This is a genomic window from Rhizobium sp. NZLR8, from assembly GCF_019685025.1.
In the GTDB taxonomy this organism is placed as follows: Bacteria; Pseudomonadota; Alphaproteobacteria; order Rhizobiales; family Rhizobiaceae; genus Rhizobium.
In genome coordinates this window covers 1-18,099 of the sequence record NZ_JABDVY010000017.1, presented here as the reverse complement: position 1 = coordinate 18,099, position 18,099 = coordinate 1, and the positions used below count along the sequence as shown (strand labels likewise).

11 protein-coding genes and 2 pseudogenes are annotated in these 18,099 nt (G+C 63.5%); 10 read left to right on the top strand and 3 right to left on the bottom strand.

From position 1 onward, the window contains the following. Positions 1 to 23 precede the first annotated feature (23 nt). The gene (locus HJB89_RS27725; protein WP_221150809.1) at positions 24 to 479 is read right to left on the bottom strand and encodes a carbon monoxide dehydrogenase subunit G; all 456 of its coding nucleotides are present in this window, start codon (positions 477 to 479) and stop codon (positions 24 to 26) included. A 68-nt stretch (positions 480 to 547) separates the two neighbouring features. On the opposite strand from HJB89_RS27725, the pseudogene HJB89_RS27720 reads away from it, so the two are divergent. From HJB89_RS27720 to HJB89_RS27695, 6 genes and pseudogenes are all read left to right on the top strand, one after another. Then, positions 548 to 1,197, top strand: a pseudogene (locus tag HJB89_RS27720) (NUDIX hydrolase). Between the two features lie 96 nt (positions 1,198 to 1,293). Then, on the top strand, positions 1,294 to 2,391 hold the full coding sequence (locus HJB89_RS27715) for a class I SAM-dependent methyltransferase (protein WP_207582660.1): 1,098 nt from the start codon (positions 1,294 to 1,296) through the stop codon (positions 2,389 to 2,391). After that, positions 2,388 to 3,248 (top strand): RNA methyltransferase, encoded by an 861-nt coding sequence (locus tag HJB89_RS27710; protein WP_207582659.1) that lies wholly within the window; start codon positions 2,388 to 2,390, stop codon positions 3,246 to 3,248. The genes HJB89_RS27715 and HJB89_RS27710 overlap by 4 nt, the downstream gene beginning before the upstream one ends. Further along, the gene (gene lspA, locus HJB89_RS27705) at positions 3,245 to 3,748 is read left to right on the top strand and encodes a signal peptidase II (RefSeq protein WP_207582658.1); all 504 of its coding nucleotides are present in this window, start codon (positions 3,245 to 3,247) and stop codon (positions 3,746 to 3,748) included. The genes HJB89_RS27710 and lspA overlap by 4 nt, the downstream gene beginning before the upstream one ends. A 55-nt stretch (positions 3,749 to 3,803) precedes the next feature. After that, positions 3,804 to 6,083: an ATP-binding protein gene (locus tag HJB89_RS27700; RefSeq protein ID WP_207582657.1), complete on the top strand. Its 2,280-nt coding sequence runs from the start codon at positions 3,804 to 3,806 to the stop codon at positions 6,081 to 6,083. A gap of 108 nt (positions 6,084 to 6,191) precedes the next feature. After that, complete coding sequence (locus HJB89_RS27695) at positions 6,192 to 7,070, top strand: GNAT family N-acetyltransferase (protein WP_221117808.1); 879 nt, start codon at positions 6,192 to 6,194, stop codon at positions 7,068 to 7,070. 4 nt (positions 7,071 to 7,074) lie between these two features. Here HJB89_RS27695 and HJB89_RS27690 read toward each other — a convergent pair. After that, positions 7,075 to 7,492: pseudogene (locus HJB89_RS27690) on the bottom strand (murein L,D-transpeptidase family protein); the annotation flags it as partial. A 180-nt stretch (positions 7,493 to 7,672) separates the two neighbouring features. Next, entirely contained in the window at positions 7,673 to 9,958 is a 2,286-nt protein-coding gene (locus tag HJB89_RS27685; protein ID WP_207582655.1) for an NADP-dependent malic enzyme, read from the bottom strand. 113 nt (positions 9,959 to 10,071) lie between these two features. On the opposite strand from HJB89_RS27685, the gene mutS reads away from it, so the two are divergent. The 4 genes from mutS (at position 10,072) to murJ (ending at position 17,931) form a co-directional block, all read left to right on the top strand. Next, positions 10,072 to 12,798: a DNA mismatch repair protein MutS gene (mutS, locus tag HJB89_RS27680; protein ID WP_221117809.1), complete on the top strand. Its 2,727-nt coding sequence runs from the start codon at positions 10,072 to 10,074 to the stop codon at positions 12,796 to 12,798. 14 nt (positions 12,799 to 12,812) lie between these two features. Next, entirely contained in the window at positions 12,813 to 13,088 is a 276-nt protein-coding gene (locus HJB89_RS27675; protein WP_207582653.1) for a hypothetical protein, read from the top strand. A 325-nt stretch (positions 13,089 to 13,413) separates the two neighbouring features. Continuing rightward, positions 13,414 to 16,320, top strand: a complete 2,907-nt coding sequence (locus tag HJB89_RS27670) for a [protein-PII] uridylyltransferase (protein ID WP_207582652.1) — start codon at positions 13,414 to 13,416, stop codon at positions 16,318 to 16,320. A gap of 24 nt (positions 16,321 to 16,344) precedes the next feature. Next, a complete protein-coding gene (gene murJ / locus HJB89_RS27665; RefSeq protein ID WP_207582651.1) occupies positions 16,345 to 17,931 on the top strand; it encodes a murein biosynthesis integral membrane protein MurJ in 1,587 nt (528 codons plus the stop codon). Positions 17,932 to 18,099 lie beyond the last annotated feature (168 nt).

The window sequence follows — 18,099 nt, the reverse complement described above, 5'->3', positions numbered from 1 at the left end:
CCCGCCAAGCCCAAAGCGCGCGATCAGCCGGCCGCCATCTTCGCGATGACGGCGGCATTGATATCCGAAAAGAACCGTTCGGCGAGCTTCTGCGAGGTCGAATCGAGCAGGCGTGCGCCGAGCTGGGCGAGCCTGCCGCCGAGTTCGGCTTTTGCCCGATAATGCAGGATGGTCTCGGCGCCGCTTTGCTCGAGCACGATATCGGCACTGCCTTTGGCGAAGCCGGCAAGACCGCCCTTGCCCTCGGCCGACAGCGTGTAGCTCTTCGGCGCATCGACATTGGAAAGCGTCAACACCCCATGGAAGGTGGCCGACAACAGGCTGAATTTGACCTTGATCGTCGCCTCGAAGGCATCTGGCGACAGCCGCTCGATGCCCTGGCAGCCTGGAATGCAACCGCGCATGATTTCAAGATCGTTGAGCGCTGCCCAGACGACGTCCCGCGGCGCGGCGATGCGTTCTTCGCCGGTGAAGTCCATTCGATAGCCCCATCTCCGATTCGTCCACCTTATCCCAGTGGAAAAGCCTTTTGCCAAGGCGGGGAGGAATGTTATCTCGCTCGTTGCGGAGCAAGGAATTGGCGATGAGTGACGAATTGAAGCCCTGGAGCGTTACGGCAAGCCGCATCGCCTATGAGGACCGCTGGATTCGGGTCCGTAGCGACGATTGCGTCACCGCCGATGGGACCGTCATCGCGCCCTTCCATGTGCTCGACTATCCCGACTGGATCAACGTCGTGCCTGTCATGCCCGACGGCGTGTGCTGCTGACCCGGGAATATCGGCACGGGCGCGGCGAGATCCTCCACGGCCTCGTTGCCGGCGGCGTCGAACCGGCGGACAGCGAGATCGGCGATGCGGCGTTGGCGGCAGCCAGGCGCGAACTGCGGGAAGAGACCGGCTATGAAGCCTCGACCTTCGTCAAGCTGCTGACCTCCTATCCGAATGCCGCAAGCCACAGCAACGCGGTGACGAGCTGGCTGGCGCTCGGCCTCAGCAGGGTCGGCGAACCGCGTTTCGACCCCGGCGAGAAGGTCGAGCTGCTGTTTGCGGATCTTGCCGCCATCCTTGGCGACCTGCAATCCGGCGCGCTCATCATGCAGTCGATGCATGTCGCAGCCCTCTATGCGGTGGAAAGCTGGCTTCGCAGGCAGTCGTCCGAAGGCTTGGAAATTACTGCCATGCCGGCGCGCAGTTGATCCGGCACGGTTTTCTGGGCTACTGCATACTTCAAAGGGCGCTGTGAAGGACGCAGACCCATTGTGATACCCCCGACAGAGACGCGGAAGAGCACGTTGAAACAGAGAGAACGCCGGCCAGGCCAGAAGAAGACCTCAGGTTCTTCTGGTGAAAGCCGCAGGGACGATCGGGCCAGCCGGCCGCCGAAGCCGGTCGCGCAGCCTGCGGCCAGCCGCGAGACGGTGCGCGAGGCGGCTGTGCCTGCCGCTATCGAGCGTCCGCTGATGACCCGCAGCGGCGAGCGTCCGACCGAGCGCGTGCCCGTCATCCTCGAATCGCTCGGGGCCGGCGACTTCCACCTGATCGACAGTGGCAACGGCGAAAAGCTCGAGCAATACGGCCCCTACCGTATCATCCGCCCGGAGGCCCAAGCGCTATGGCGGCCATCGCTGCCGCCGCATGTCTGGGAAAAGGTCGATGCCGTCTTCACCGGCGATACCGACGAGGAAGGCACCGGCCGCTGGCGCTTCCCCAAGGAGGCGTTGGGCGAGGCCTGGCCACTCAATCTGCTCGGCGTCGATTTCCTCGGCCGCTTCACATCCTTCCGCCATGTCGGTGTCTTCCCCGAGCAGATCGTGCACTGGAGCTGGATGAAGGACCAGGTCGAAAAGGCCGGCCGGCCGCTGAAGGTGCTGAATCTTTTCGGCTATACCGGCGTCGCCTCGCTGGTTGCCGCCGCAGCCGGCGCCGAGGTCACCCATGTCGACGCGTCGAAAAAGGCAATCGGCTGGGCGCGCGAGAACCAGGCGCTCGGGCGCATGGAGAAGCTGCCGATCCGCTGGATCTGCGAGGATGCGATGAAATTCATCCTGCGTGAGGAACGTCGCGGCAGCCAATACGACATCATTCTCACCGATCCACCGAAATTCGGCCGCGGCCCGAACGGCGAAGTCTGGCATCTATTCGAACACCTGCCATTGATGCTCGATGTCTGCCGCGAGATCCTGTCGCCGAAGGCGGTGGGTCTGGTACTGACGGCCTATTCGATCCGCGCCAGCTTCTATTCGATCCACGAACTGATGCGCGAGACGATGCGGGGCGCCGGCGGGGTGGTCGAATCCGGCGAACTGGTCATCCGCGAAGCGGGCCTCGACGGCAAGACACAGGGCCGCGCGCTTTCCACTTCCCTCTTTTCCCGCTGGGTGCCGAAATGAGCAAGGACTTCCACGATCAGGGACCGCGCAGGGTCGGACAGGTGAAGGAAGTCACCTCGCTTGCCAATCCCATCATCAAGGACATCAAAGCGCTGACGAACAAGAAGTCGCGGGAGGAAAGCGGGACTTTCCTGGCCGAAGGACTAAAGCTCGTCATCGATGCGATCGAACTCGGCTGGACGATCCGCACCCTGGTTTATGCCAAGGCGGCCAAGGGCAAGCCGCTGGTCGAGCAGATGGCGGCGAGGACCGTCGCCTCGGGCGGGCTGGTGCTCGAAGTCAACGAAAAGGTGATTGCCTCGATCACTCGCCGCGACAATCCGCAGATGGTGGTCGGCATCTTCGAGCAACGCTGGGCGCCGCTTAAGGGTATCCGGCCGAGGGAGGGCGAGACCTGGGTGGCGCTCGACCGGGTGCGCGACCCCGGCAATCTCGGCACCATCATCCGCACGGCGGATGCAGCCGGCGCTTCCGGCGTCATTCTGATCGGAGAGACGACCGATCCCTTCTCGCTCGAAACGGTGCGGGCCACCATGGGCTCGGTCTTCGCCGTTCCGGTCGCACGCGCAACGCCGGAGGAATTCATCGCCTGGCGGAAATCGGCCGGCGTTTCCGTGGTCGCGACGCATCTTGCCGGCGCGGTCGATTACCGCACGATCGACTACCGGAAAAAGCCCGTCGTGCTGTTGATGGGCAACGAGCAATCCGGCCTGCCGGACCAGCTGGCCAGGGAGGCCGACGCGCTTGCCCGCATTCCGCAGCAGGGCCGCGCCGATTCCTTGAACCTTGCAGTCGCCACTGCCGTCATGCTTTTCGAAGCCCGCCGCCATCTCCTCTCACTTGCCGAGGGCAAATGACCGAACAGACGTATGCCCGCCCCGCGCTGTTTTCGCGCCCGGCGCCGATCCTCTTCTTCATCGTCGTCGCCGTTCTTATCGACCAGGCCGTCAAGATCGCCGTCGATCATTACCTGCCGCTGCAGGAGGCCGTGCCCGTTATTCCGATGCTGGCGCTCTACCGCACCTACAATCTCGGCGTCGCCTTTTCGATGCTGTCGGGCATGGACGGCTGGTTCATCGTCGGCATGCGGCTCATCATCGTCGCCTTCGTCATCTGGCTGTGGAACCGCACGGCGAAGGACCGCTGGCTCGCCCATCTCGGTTATGCGCTGATCATCGCCGGCGCGATCGGCAATCTCGTCGACCGCTTCGCCTATGGCCATGTGATCGATTACATTCTTTTCCACACCGAAAGCTGGTCCTTCGCGGTGTTCAATCTCGCCGACAGCTTCATCACCATCGGGGCCGGCTGCGTCATTCTCGACGAGCTGCTGCTGCCGAAAAAGGCCGGCCGCTAAAATCTTATCGAATTCCTGAAGGCATTCGGAAGAGGCCTCATGTTATCAAAATAGCATGCAGAGTCTGGGACAGTTGCAGGAAAGATTGTCCGCCGCCTTCGGCGGACCCGCCGCCAAGCCGCATGAAGAGCGGATGGGGGCCTCCTCCTTGCGACCGGCCGCGTCGGCGCCTGAGGCAGCCGATGACAACGAAATGGGGCCGGCAACGACACGGCGCCTGCTGGTCTACTGGCTTGGTGGCGCCGGCCTTCTTACCGCGATGATCCTGACGCTGCTTGCCCATGCCGGCGATCCGCTGCTGCTTTCGGGCGGTCTTGTCGTTCTCGGCCTTGCCGTCATCGCCAGTTACGCCGTCCTGATGGTTCGCCGGCGCATAGCCCCGCCCGGCGGCAAATCCCTGCCGGATTGGAACGATGGCGCAAAGCTGTTTGCCGACGTGCACGACGTACTCGGCGACATCACCGTCAGCCGCAGCATGGACCGGCGCATCATCTCTGCCAACGACACGTTTCGCCGCCTGACCGGGCGGCTGCGTCCGGAAGGACGGAGTTGCGAGGAGATCGGGCTTGCCTTCCGCCCCGGCCCGATACCGCACTGCTTTGACGTCGAGATCTCGACGCCGGACGGCCAGCGCATCTTTCTCTGGCGCGACGTCGTCACCCGCGACCCGGCAAACGGCCGTCTGCTGCTGCAGAGCGTCGCGCGTGATGTGACCGACGAGCGGCTGATCGCGCAGGGCCGCGAAGAGGCCCGCCAGAAGGCCGAATATAACAGCGCCGCCAAATCGAGGCTGCTTGCGACCGTCAGCCACGAGGTGCGCACGCCGCTTTCCGGCATCCTCGGCATGACGCATCTGCTCGCCGAGACGCGGCTGACGCAGGAGCAGCAGAACTATCTCGCCAATATCCGCCAGTCCGGCCACGCGCTGACCCAGCTCGTCGAGGATCTGCTCGATTTCTCCACCATCGAGGTCGGCCGCTTCGCGCTGCACCCGCGCTCGGAATCGCTGCGCAAGCTTCTGGAAAGCGTTGTCGAGATGCTCGCCCATCGGGCGCATGAAAAAGGAATCGAGATCGGCGCCACGGTGTCATCCGACGTGCCGGAAAATATGAGCTTCGATCCGGCGCGGCTGCGCCAGGTTCTGTTCAACGTCATCGGCAATGCCGTGAAGTTCACCCAGGTCGGCGGCGTCTTCATTCGCGTGACGCTCGACGCAGACGACCTATCGATCACCGTCACCGATAGCGGTCCCGGCATGACAGCGGAGGAGCAGGCGCGCGTCTTCGGCGAGTTCGAGCAAGGTGGGACCGGTGCCGACAGGAGCAGCGGCACCGGGCTCGGCCTTGCCATCTCCGCCCGCATCATGCGCGAATTCAACGGCACGCTCACGGTCGCCAGCGAAAAGGGCAGAGGCAGCGAATTCACCATCCGCTTCCCTGTCGATATCGGCAGCGAGCGCCCCGACAGGCGAAATACGCTGCTTGCCGGCAACAGCGTCGTGCTGTTGGCGCCGGCGGGTGCCGCGCGCACCGCCATCGCCGAGACGATCACCACGCTCGGCGGTCTCTGCCATCTCGTCGCCGACGGCGAGAGCGCGCGGGCAGCGCTGCTCGGCTTGGCCAACGGCGGAAAGCGGCCGACCGATATCATCATCGACCATCGCATGTCGGCGGAATTTTCCGCCCATCTTGCCGACCGCGCCGAAATCGCCGCCCTTGGCCTGCGCAAGGTCCTGCTCGTCAATCCGGAAGAGCGCAGCGCCCATCCGCTCGACCTCTTCGATGCCTGGCTCATCCGGCCGTTGCGCGAACAGTCGCTGATCGACGTGCTGCGCGGGCGCATGCGCGGCATGGAGAAGCGCGACGCGCTGAACGACAATCAGCCGGGCTTCGGCCTTTCGGTGGCGGAGACGCTGGTTACAGCCAGCGGGCTCAACATCCTGCTTGGCGAGGACGATCCGATCAATGCCATGCTGGTGCGCGTCGTGCTCGAAAAGGGCGGGCATAATGTGCGCCATGTCGAGGATTTCGAGGCGCTGCTCGACTGCGCTCTCTGCGAGGCGAATGCCCGGCCCGATATCATCATCAGCGACCTGTCGATGCCTGGCGGCAACGGCATCGACATGCTGGGACGCCTGCGCGGCCACGAAAGGCGGCTCGACCTTGCCCCGGTACCGGTGATCGTGCTCACCGCCGACAAGAGCGACGAATCGCGTCGTCAGGTCTTGTTGAACGGCGCCAACCGCGTCATGGTAAAGCCCGTCGACCCGGTTCGGTTGCTGACCGAAGTTCAAGCGGTCGCCGCACTTTCCGCCCGTCGGGCAGAGGCGCGGTAACGTGCCGCGGGGCCAGCATGCGTCTTGCGCTGGGAAATCCAATATGTCACTTTCCTGTCGCAGAGAAGTGTTTTATGGCGTCGATAAACCGGCAACGGGAGAATCGTCATGTCCGCCATCGACATCCTGAATCGTGACACCACCGCCGAGGCTGCACCGCCCCCGACGGCGGCTGCGCAGAAGGACGGCGATATCCTCGGCCGCATCGGTAATCTGGAAACCCGCCTCGCCCGCACGGCGCGCGAAATCGATGCCGCCCAGGCCGTGCGCTACCGCGTCTTCGTCGACGAAATGAAGGCACAACTGCCGCTTGACGCCATGCGCCGCCAGCGGGATGTCGATGCCTATGACGCCTTCTGCGACCATCTTCTCGTTCTCGACCGCACGATCGAGGGTGATCCGGAAGACCAGATCGTCGGCACCTACCGGCTGCTGCGCCAGGATGTCGCCCTCTCCAATGGCGGTTTTTACTCGGCTTCCGAATTCGAGATCGACGACCTCATTGCCAAACATTCGGACAAGCGCTTCATGGAGCTTGGCCGTTCCTGCGTGCTGCCGGAATACCGCACCAAGCGCACCGTCGAACTCCTGTGGCAGGGCAACTGGGCCTATGCGCTGAAGCACGGCGTCAGCGCCATGTTCGGCTGCGCCTCGTTCCCCGGCGTCTATCTGGAAAGCCATGCGCTGGCGCTGTCTTTCCTCTACCACAATGTGCTGGCGAAGAACGAATGGGCCGTCAGCGCACTGCCGCATCTCGCCCGCAACATGGACCTGATGCCGGTCGAGGCGGTCAACCCGAAGCGGGCGCTGATGGCGCTGCCGCCGCTGATCAAGGGTTATATGCGCCTTGGTGCGATGGTCGGCTCCAGCGCCGTGGTCGATCATGCCTTCAACACGACCGACGTGCTGATCGTGCTGCCGATCTCCAGCATTTCCGACCGCTACCTGAATTATTATGGCGCCGACGCCGGCCGTTTCGCGAGCTAAACGCATCCCACAGTCGATGATATATCCGAGCAGGCCCCAACCATTGGGAAGCCCGCGGATCATGATATTGCCGCCAGGCGGAAAGCCACCGGCTTCGGCGTTGTGCCGATCATCCGGGTTTGGATAGGAAATGTGCAGACTGAGATGCGCCATGGAGTCTGGATTTCGCCAGTCGATTTCGTAACGCCCTTCTGGTGTTTTCTCGTCACCTTCTCGTTGCTTTGGACCCGCATCGGCAGATGACCCCAGAGAAACCCAGTATGTCGAGATGGGCGCATCGCCTCTGAGAAGGACCATGCGACGTTCGGATTTATAAACGCGAATGAGGTCAGCCCGCGCTGCTCCAACGGCGCATCTGGAGGCGGCGAGCCGGAGCCGACCTTGGCCATCAATTTCGTGTAAGCGAATAGGCTGGCGACCACGACGGCCGAAACGACAAGTTTGTTCTCAACATGATCCTCGCCTTTAAGCGGGCGGAAGGGGCTTTATCTTATCCGCGCCATGCAGAAGATGCCGCTCTCGCCGCCATTCTATAGCCGCGCAAGTACCTGCCCGACGCGCTGTCGGCCAAGCACTGAATTCCGTCCCTATGCGGGAGAAAGTTACGAACCCGCGCCATAAGCGGCGATCGCCGCCATGTTGACGATGTCGCTGTCCTTGGCGCCCATCGAGGTGATCTGCACCGGCTTGTCGACGCCGACGAGGATCGGGCCGATCACCGTGGAGCCGCCGAGCTCCTGCAGCATCTTGGTCGAGATCGAGGCCGAGTGGAAAGCCGGCATGACCAGCACGTTGGCAGGACCGGACAGGCGGCAGAACGGATATTGCTCCATCACCTTGCGGTTCAGAGCGACGTCGGCGGCCATCTCGCCGTCATATTCGAAATCGACGCGACGCTTGTCGAGGATTTTCACCGCCTCGCGCACCCGCTCCGAGCGTTCGCCGGAGGGATGGCCGAAGGTGGAATAGGCCAGCAGGGCGACACGCGGCGGATAGCCCATGCGCCGCGCCAGACCCGCAGCCTCTTCGGCGATATCGGCAAGCTCCTCGGCTGTCGGCATGTCGTGTACGGCGGTATCGGCCACGAAGACCGTGCGGCCGCGGCAAAGCGCCAGCGATACGCCGATGATGCGGTGGCCGGGCTTCTTGTCGATGCAGCGGCGCACATCTTCGAGCGCCGTCGAATAGTTGCGGGTGATGCCGGTCACCATGCCGTCGGCGTCGCCGAGCGCTACCATGGTGGCGGCGAAATGGTTGCGGTCGTTGTGGATCAGCCGCTGGGCGTCGCGGTAGAGGTAACCCTGCCGCTGCAGCCTGGCATAGAGATAGTCGATATAGGCCTCGACCCGGGTCGAAATACGGGCATTGACGATCTCGAGGCCCGGCCGGTTGAGATCGATGCCGGCGCGTTCCGCCGTTGCCCGGATCAGATCCTCGCGGCCGAGCAGGATAGCGGTGCCGAGCTGCTGGTTGGCATAGGACATCGCGGCTCGCAGGACCTGTTCCTCCTCGGCCTCGGCAAAGACGATCCGCTTCGGATGCCGGCGCACACGCTCGTAGAGCCGTGCCAAGGTCGAGGCGATCGGATCGCGGCGTGCCGAAAGCTCGCGGGCGTAACCGGCCATATCGGTGATGACCTTGCGGGCGACGCCGCTTTCGATCGCCGCTTCAGCGACCGCGACCGGGATCGCCGAGATCAGCCGCGGATCGAAGGGAACGGGGATGATGTATTGCGACCCGAAACGCGGCCGGTTGCCCTGATAGGCGGCCACCACGTCATCGGGCACATCCTCACGGGCGAGGTTTGCCAGCGCCTTGACGGCGGCGATCTTCATCGCGTCGTTGATTGTGGAGGCACGGACATCGAGAGCGCCGCGGAAAATATAGGGAAAACCGAGGACGTTGTTGACCTGGTTCGGATAGTCCGAACGGCCGGTCGCCATGATGGCGTCATCGCGGATGCGGGCCACCTCTTCCGGGGTGATCTCGGGATCGGGATTGGCCATGGCGAAGATGATCGGCCGCTCGGCCATCGAGCGGATCATTTCGGCCGAAAACGCACCCTTCTGCGACAGCCCGAAAACCACGTCGGCGCCCTCCATCGCCTCTTCAAGCGTGCGCGTGTCGGTCTTTGCCGCATGCGCCGATTTCCACTGGTTCATGCCTTCGGTGCGACCCTGGTAGATGACGCCCTTGGTGTCGCAGAGGATGATGTTCTCAGGCGCAAAGCCCATCGCCTTGATGAGCTCGATACAGGCGATCGCCGCAGCACCGGCACCATTGCAGACGAGCTTCGTCGTCTTCAGGTCGCGGCCGGTCAGCTCCAGCGCGTTGATCAGGCCGGCGGCGGCGATGATTGCCGTTCCGTGCTGGTCGTCATGGAAGACGGGAATATCCATCAGCTCGCGCAGCCGGCTTTCGATGACGAAGCAGTCCGGCGCCTTGATATCCTCGAGGTTGATGCCGCCGAAGGAGGGGCCGAGGAAACGCACGCAATTGATGAACTCGTCGACATTTTCCGTATCGATCTCGAGGTCGATGGAATCGACGTCGGCGAAGCGCTTGAACAGCACCGCCTTGCCTTCCATGACCGGCTTGGAAGCCAGCGCACCGAGATTGCCGAGACCGAGGATCGCCGTGCCGTTGGAAATGACCGCGACCATGTTGCCCCGCGCCGTGTAATCATAAGCCGTCTGCGGGTCGGCGGCGATCGCCTTGACCGGCACGGCAACACCCGGCGAATAGGCAAGCGAGAGGTCGCGCTGCGTTGCCATCGGCTTGGTCGGGACGACTTCCAGTTTCCCTGGGCGGCCCATGGCGTGAAATTCAAGCGCCTCCTGGTCGGTAACTGATGTCGCCGGCCGGTCCTTCTTATCGATATCGGGCATAAATCCTCCAACGTCTTGTGGGCGACGCTTTGCTCTTCCTCAAATGCTGTTGTCATCTATAGCGGCGCGCGGATAGGGTTGGCACCTGTTTTTTTGGGAAAACCCGCACCTCCGTGAACGCACGCATCGACACAGGGAATGAAGCCTTTTCGGCTGCCGAGCTTGCCACGGCGGAAAGCCGTGCCTCGGCGACGCCGATGATGGAGCAATATATCGAGATCAAGGCGAACAATCCGGGTTCGCTGCTCTTTTATCGCATGGGTGATTTCTACGAGCTGTTCTTCGAAGATGCGCTGGAAGCCTCACGCGCGCTCGGCATCACGCTGACGAAGCGAGGCCAACACATGGGCCAGGACATCCCGATGTGCGGCGTTCCGGTGCATGCGGCCGACGATTATCTGCAGAAGCTGATTTCACTCGGTTTCCGCGTCGCCGTCTGCGAGCAGATCGAGGATCCGGCCGAAGCGAAAAAACGCGGCGGCAAATCCGTCGTCAAGCGCGATGTCGTCCGCTTGGTCACGCCAGGCACGATCACCGAGGAAAAGCTGCTTTCGCCCTCGGAATCCAACTATCTGATGGCGCTGACCCGCATTCGCAGCGGGGCAGAACCCTTGCTGGCGCTAGCCTGGATCGATATTTCCACAGGCGTCTTCCGACTGGCCGAGACCGAAGCCTCGCGGCTGCTTGCCGATATCCTGCGCATCGATCCGCGCGAGCTCATCCTGCCCGACACGATCTTCCACGATCCGGAACTGAAGCCGGTCTTCGATGTGCTCGGCCGCACCGCGGTGCCCCAGCCTTCCGTGCTCTTCGACAGCGCCAGCGCCGAAGGCCGGATCGCGCGTTATTTCGGCGTCGCGACGCTCGACGGCTTCGGCACCTTCTCGCGCGCCGAGGTGGCGGCAGCGGCCGCCGCCGTCGCTTATGTCGAGAAGACGCAGATCGCCGAGCGGCCGCCGCTTGGAAAGCCGGAGCGGGAAAGTGCGGCTTCGACGCTGTTCATCGACCCCGCCACCCGCGCCAATCTGGAACTTGCCCGGACGCTGTCTGGCGACCGCAACGGCTCGCTCCTGAAAGCGATCGACCGCACCGTCACCGGCGGCGGGGCGCGGCTTCTTGCCGAGCGATTGATGTCGCCGCTGACCGACCCCGTCCGCATCAATGCTCGACTCGACTCGATCGGCTTCCTGATCGACGAGCCTCTGCTCTGCGGCAATCTGCGCGACACGCTGAAACATGTGCCGGACATGCCGCGGGCGCTGTCGCGGCTGGCGCTCGACCGCGGCGGTCCGCGCGATCTCGCGGCGATCCGCCAGGGACTTCAAGCGGCGAGCGAAGTTGCGGCCATGCGCGCCAGCGCGATGTTGCCTGAAGAACTCGGCCAGGCGCTGTCCGCGCTGCAAGCCCTACCCGCAACGCTCGAAACCCTGCTGGCCGAGACACTCGCCGACGAACTGCCGCTGTTGAAACGCGACGGCGGGTTCCTGCGCGACGGCGCCAGCGCCGAGCTCGACGAAGTGCGGGCACTGCGCGACCAGTCGCGGCGGGTGATCGCCGGCCTGCAATTGCAATATGCCGAGGAGACCGGCATCCGGTCGCTGAAGATCAAGCACAACAACATCCTCGGCTATTTCATCGAGGTCACCGCCGGCAATGCCTCGCCGATGACCGAGACGGCTGAAGCCAAGGCCCGCTTCATCCACCGCCAGACGATGGCGAGCGCGATGCGCTTCACCACCACCGAACTTGCCGATCTCGAAAGCCGCATCGCCAACGCCGCCGACCGGGCGCTGACGATCGAGTTCGCCGCCTTCGAGAAGATGACGGCGGCCGTGGTTGCGGAAGCCGAGGCGATCAAATCCGGCGCCCGGGCGCTTGCCGTCATCGATGTTGCCGCAGGACTGGCGCTTCTCGCCGAAGAGCAGGCCTATTGCCGCCCACAGGTCGACGGCTCAAAGATGTTTGCCATCGAAGGCGGGCGCCATCCGGTCGTCGAGCAGGCGCTGCGGCGGCAGGCGGGCGGGCCCTTTGTCGCCAACAATTGCGATCTCTCGCCGAAGACCGGCGACAGGGACGGCGCGATCTGGCTGTTGACCGGGCCGAACATGGGCGGCAAGTCGACCTTCCTGCGGCAGAACGCGCTGATCGCCATCCTGGCGCAGATGGGCTGCTTCGTACCGGCAACATCAGCCCATATCGGCATCGTCGACCGACTTTTCTCGCGCGTCGGCGCCTCCGACGACCTGGCCCGCGGGCGCTCCACCTTCATGGTCGAGATGGTCGAAACAGCTGCGATCCTCAACCAGGCGAGCGACCGTTCGCTGGTCATCCTCGACGAGATCGGCCGCGGCACCGCCACCTTCGACGGCCTGTCGATCGCCTGGGCCTCCGTCGAGCACCTGCATGAAGCCAACCGCTGCCGCGGCCTCTTCGCCACGCATTTCCATGAGCTGACCGTGCTTTCGGAAAAGCTCGGCCGGCTGTCGAACGCCACGATGCGGGTCAAGGAATGGGACGGCGACGTCATTTTCCTGCATGAGGTCGGTCCGGGTGCGGCAGACCGCTCCTACGGCATCCAGGTCGCCCGCCTTGCCGGGCTTCCGGCTTCAGTCGTGACACGAGCCCGCGATGTGCTGACCCGTCTGGAGGATGCCGACCGCAAGAACCCCGCGAGCCAGCTGATCGACGACCTGCCGCTCTTCCAGGTGGCGGTGCGCCGCGAAGACACGGCTCGCGGACCGTCCAAGGTCGAGGAGGCGCTGAAGGCGATGAGCCTTGACGACATGACGCCGCGCGAGGCAATGGATGCACTTTACGACCTCAAGAAGAAACTGAAATAGGGCAGCGGTACGCGATGTTCATGGAAAAGCTGATTCGCGAAACGGAGCGCCTCTCGCTCATCTGCTCGATGCTCGATACGATGCGGCGCGCCGATGCCGATCGCAATGCGCGCGGCTGGACGTCGCCGATCGGCATGCTGAAAATTACCCGCTGTTGCGCTATGATCTCGGAGCTCGGAACGTCGATCGCCAAGGCAGGTTATCGCGAATGCGACCGGCAGTCGCTTGAGGAGATCATGAGAGAGACACGGCAGGTGCTGCATTTGCTGAATGCGCGGGCCGCCCTTTGAGCGTTCGGGGAAACGCCAGCTGTTGCGCCACTGCTGTTCAGCTTGCGCCTGTGACTGCCCCTCACCCTAACCCTCTCCCCGTAAACGGGGCGAGTGGACGTGCCCTGCGAGAGACAGGCGAGAAACGGAGAGGGCGCGGCTATCTCCCTTCGCCCCGTTTACGGGGAGAAGCTGCCGGCAGGCGGATGAGGGGCTGGTTTCGGCAATCTCCTGACCCAACGTGGTGTCAGGCTGTCGCGCGGCTTACCAACACCATTTCGCCAAATTTAAAGGTTCTTGCAGTATGAGGGCGCGTGTCAATCGCCTGATAAAGGGATTATAGCGCATGCAGACGAAACACGAGGCGAGCCAGGATCAGGCCGTCCGGCATGAACAGGAAACCACCCCGGCGAAAGCGATGCGCGAGCTTGATTTTTCTCATATCCTTGACGTCGAATTCTTGCAGAAGCAGTGCGACGCCGTTGGCGAGGCCAACCGCAACCGACCCGACGTGCTGCGCGCCGATCTTCTCGCCGTATTGAAAAAGGCAAGCACCGAAGGCCGGCAGAAGGCGCGGGCCGCACTGATGGCCGATGGCGGCGGGCTGAATTGCGCCTACCGGATTTCCTGGCTGCAGGATCAGATCATCACTGTCCTCTACAATTTCGCCACCGCCCATATCTTTCCACAGCAGAAGGACAAGTTCGCGGTCACCGCCGTCGGCGGCTACGGTCGCGACACGCTGGCGCCCGGCTCCGATATCGACCTGCTTTTCCTCTTCCCGCCGAGGCCGGCGGAAGAGACGCACAAGGCGGTCGAATTCATGCTCTACGTGCTCTGGGACATGGGCTTCAAGGTCGGCCACGCCACCCGCACGGTGGAGGAATGCATCGCGCTTTCCAAGTCCGACATGACGATCCGCACCGCCATCCTGGAGATGCGCTACATCTGCGGCCTGCAACGGCTGGAAACCGAACTCGAGACCCGCTTCGACAAGGAAATCGTCACTGGTACCGGCCCGGAATTCATCGCTGCCAAGCTTGCCGAGCGCGACGAGCGCCACCGCAAGGCGGGTGATACGCGCTATCTCGTCGAACCGAACGTCAAGGAAGGCAAGGGCGGGCTTCGCGACCTGCACACGCTGTTCTGGATCTCGAAATATTATTATCACGTGCGCGACCAGGCGGAGCTGGTCAAGCTCGGCGTGCTGTCGAAGCACGAATACCGTCTGCTTGAGAAAGCCGACGATTTTCTCTGGGCGGTGCGCTGCCATATGCACTTCCTGACCGGCAAGGCCGAGGAGCGTCTGTCGTTCGACATCCAGCGCGAGATCGCCGAAGCCTTCGGCTATCACACCCGCCCGGGCCTTTCGGCGGTCGAGCGCTTCATGAAGCACTATTTCCTCGTCGCCAAGGATGTCGGCGACCTCACCCGCATCCTCTGCGCCGCGCTCGAAGACCAGCAGGCGAAGTCGATCCCGGGCCTCACCGGCGTCATTAGCCGCTTCACCCATCGCAATCGCAAGATCGCCGGCAGCGTCGAATTCGTCGAGGACCGCGGCCGCATCGCGCTTGCCGACGCTGAGGTCTTCAAGCGCGATCCGGTCAGCATCCTCCGGCTCTTCCACGTCGCCGACATCAACGGGCTGGAATTCCACCCGGACGCGCTGAAACGTGTCACCCGTTCGCTGGCGCTGATCGATAATAATCTGCGGGAAAACGACGAGGCGAACCGCCTGTTCATGTCGATCCTGACGTCGAAGCGCGATCCGGCGCTCATCCTGCGGCGGATGAACGAGGCCGGCGTGCTCGGCCGCTTCATTCCCGAATTCGGCAAGATCGTCGCGATGATGCAGTTCAACATGTATCACCACTATACGGTGGACGAACATCTGATCCGCACCGTCGACGTTCTCTCCGAGATCGACCAGGGACGCTCCGAGGATCTGCATCCGCTCGCCAACAAGCTGTTCTCAGGCATCGAGGATCGCGAGGCGCTTTATGTCGCCGTTCTGCTGCACGACATCGCCAAGGGCCGCCAGGAGGATCATTCGATCGCCGGCGCCCGCGTCGCCCGCAAGCTCTGCAGCCGCTTCGGTCTGTCGCAGAAGCAGACGGAAATCGTCGTCTGGCTGATCGAGGAACATCTGACCATGTCGATGGTGGCGCAGACCCGCGACCTCACCGATCGCAAGACGATTACCGATTTTGCCGACCGCGTACAGTCGCTCGACCGGTTGAAGATGCTGTTGATCCTGACGATCTGCGATATCCGCGCCGTCGGTCCGGGCGTCTGGAACGGTTGGAAGGGCCAGTTGCTGCGCACGCTCTACTACGAAACCGAGCTGCTGCTGGCCGGCGGTTTTTCGGAGGTCTCCCGCAAGGAGCGTGCCGGTGCCGCCGCCGAGGCGCTGCATTCGGCACTCGCCGACTGGAGCCAGAAGGACCGCAATACCTATACCAAGCTGCACTACCAGCCCTATCTGCTCTCCGTGCCGCTGGAAGACCAGATCCGCCACGCCCACTTCATCCGCCAGGCCGACAAATCCGGCCAGGCGCTGGCCACCACGGTGCGCACCGACAGTTTCCATGCGATCACCGAGATCACCGTGCTGTCGCCCGACCATCCGCGCCTGCTCGCCGTCATCGCCGGGGCGTGTGCTGCGGCCGGAGCCAACATCGTCGACGCGCAGATCTTCACGACGTCGGACGGGCGGGCGCTCGACACCATCCATGTCAGCCGCGAATTTGCCGACGATGCCGACGAGCTGCGCCGGGCCGCGACGATCGGACGGATGATCGAGGACGTGCTGTCCGGCCGCAAGCGGCTGCCCGAGGTGATCGCCACGCGCGCGCGCCACCGCAAGAAGAACAAGGCCTTCGTCATTCCGCCGTCGGTCAACATCACCAACAGCCTGTCGAACAAGTTCACGGTCATCGAGGTCGAATGCCTCGACCGGCCGGGGCTGCTGTCGGAAATCACCGCCGTGCTCTCCGACCTGTCGCTCGACATCCAGTCGGCCCGCATCACCACCTTCGGCGAGAAGGTGATCGACACTTTCTACGTCACCGATCTGGTCGGCCAGAAGATCTCCGGCGACAGCAAGCGCGCCAACATCACCGCCCGAATGAAGGCCGTCATGGCCGAGGAGGAAGACGAGCTGCGTGAGCGCATGCCTTCCGGCATCATCGCGCCGGCTGCCACCGCCCGGACATTGCCCTCAGCCGAAAAGAAAGCCGATTCCCCCGCATGAGCGACCAAGCATGAGCCCCCACGAATGAGCCTCGTCAAGAAATTCGCAACCGTCGGCGGCGCCACCCTCGGCAGCCGCATCTTCGGCTTCGCCCGCGAAACGCTGATGGCCGCCGCACTCGGCACCGGGCCGATGGCCGACGTCTTTTATGCCGCCTTCCGCTTTCCGAACCTGTTTCGCCGGCTGTTTGCCGAAGGCGCCTTCAACGCCGCCTTCGTGCCACTTTTTGCCAAGGAGATCGAGGCGAACGGCACCGATGGCGCCAAGCGCTTTTCGGAAGAAGTCTTCGGCGTGCTGTTTTCGGTGCTGCTGCTCATCACCATCGTGATGGAGCTTGCCATGCCGCTCCTGGTGCGCTTCGTCATTGCACCGGGCTTTGCCGACGATCCCGACAAATTCTCGATCACCATCCGCATGGCGGCGGTGATGTTTCCCTATCTGATGTGCATGTCGCTGACGGCGATGATGAGCGGCATGCTGAATTCGCTGCACCATTTCTTCGCCGCGGCCATCGCGCCGGTCTTCCTCAACGTGGTGATGATCGGGGCGCTGTTTTATGCGCTCCATACCGGTGCCGATCCGCTGACGACGGCCTGGTATCTCTCCTTTGGCGTTCTTGCCGCCGGCGTCCTGCAGCTCGCCGTCGTCTATGTCGGCGTGCTTGCGGCCGGCATGAGCATCGGCTTCCGCTTCCCGAAGATGACCCCGAACGTCAAGCGGCTGCTGATCCTGGCGGTGCCGGCTGCAGTGACCGGCGGCATCACCCAGATCAACCAGCTGATCGGCCAGGCGATCGCCTCCTCTCGCGAGGGCGCGATTGCAGCGCTGCAATATGCCGACCGGATCTACCAGCTGCCGCTCGGCGTCGTCGGCGTTGCCGTCGGCGTGGTGCTGCTGCCGGAACTTGCCCGGGCGCTGAAGGGCGGCAATCTGCGCGAAGCCGGAAACCTGCAGAACCGCTCGATCGAATTCGTGCTGTTTTTGACGATCCCCGCCGCCTTCGCGCTGTGGATCCTCTCCGACGAGATCATCCGCGTGCTCTACGAGCGCGGCGCCTTCCATCAGGAAAACACCGCCGTCGTCGGCTCGATCCTGGCGATCTACGGCATCGGCCTGCCGGCCTTCGTGCTGATCAAGGCGCTGCAGCCCGGCTTCTATGCGCGCGAGGACACCAAGACGCCGATGCGCTTTTCGGCAATCGCGGTGGCCACCAACTGCGCCACGGCGCTGACCCTCTTTCCCTATATGGGCGCGCCCGGCATCGCCGTTGCCGAAGCCACCGCCGGCTGGATCAGCACCGTGCTGCTGTTCACCACGCTTCTGCGCCGCGGCCATCTGACATGGGAATGGGCGCTGGCAAAACGCACCGTCCTGCTGATCGTCGCCGCAGCCGTGATGGGTGCGGCGATCGTCTTCCTCAAGCAGCACTTTGCGCCCTCGCTTGCCTCCGGCGCGCCGCTTCTGACCAAGGTCGGCACCCTCGGGCTGCTGATTGCGATTGCCATGCTGGTCTATTTCGCCGCCGCCTTCCTGATCGGCGGAGCAAATCTCGGCATGATCCGGCGCAATCTGAACCGCAAGCCGGCGCCGGCAAAGGACCCGCAAGGCTAAGGAGATTGCCGGTGCCTGCCCCTCATCCGCCTGCCGGCACCTTGTAACTTCCCTTTACCCGCTATTGGCGTAGTACTGCCTGTTGCGGTGGCGGATGGAAGACCGTTGCACCTTTGGGACACCAAGCCCGTGGGAGAGCCTGGGTCTCCGTCCGCCGTTCCATTGAAC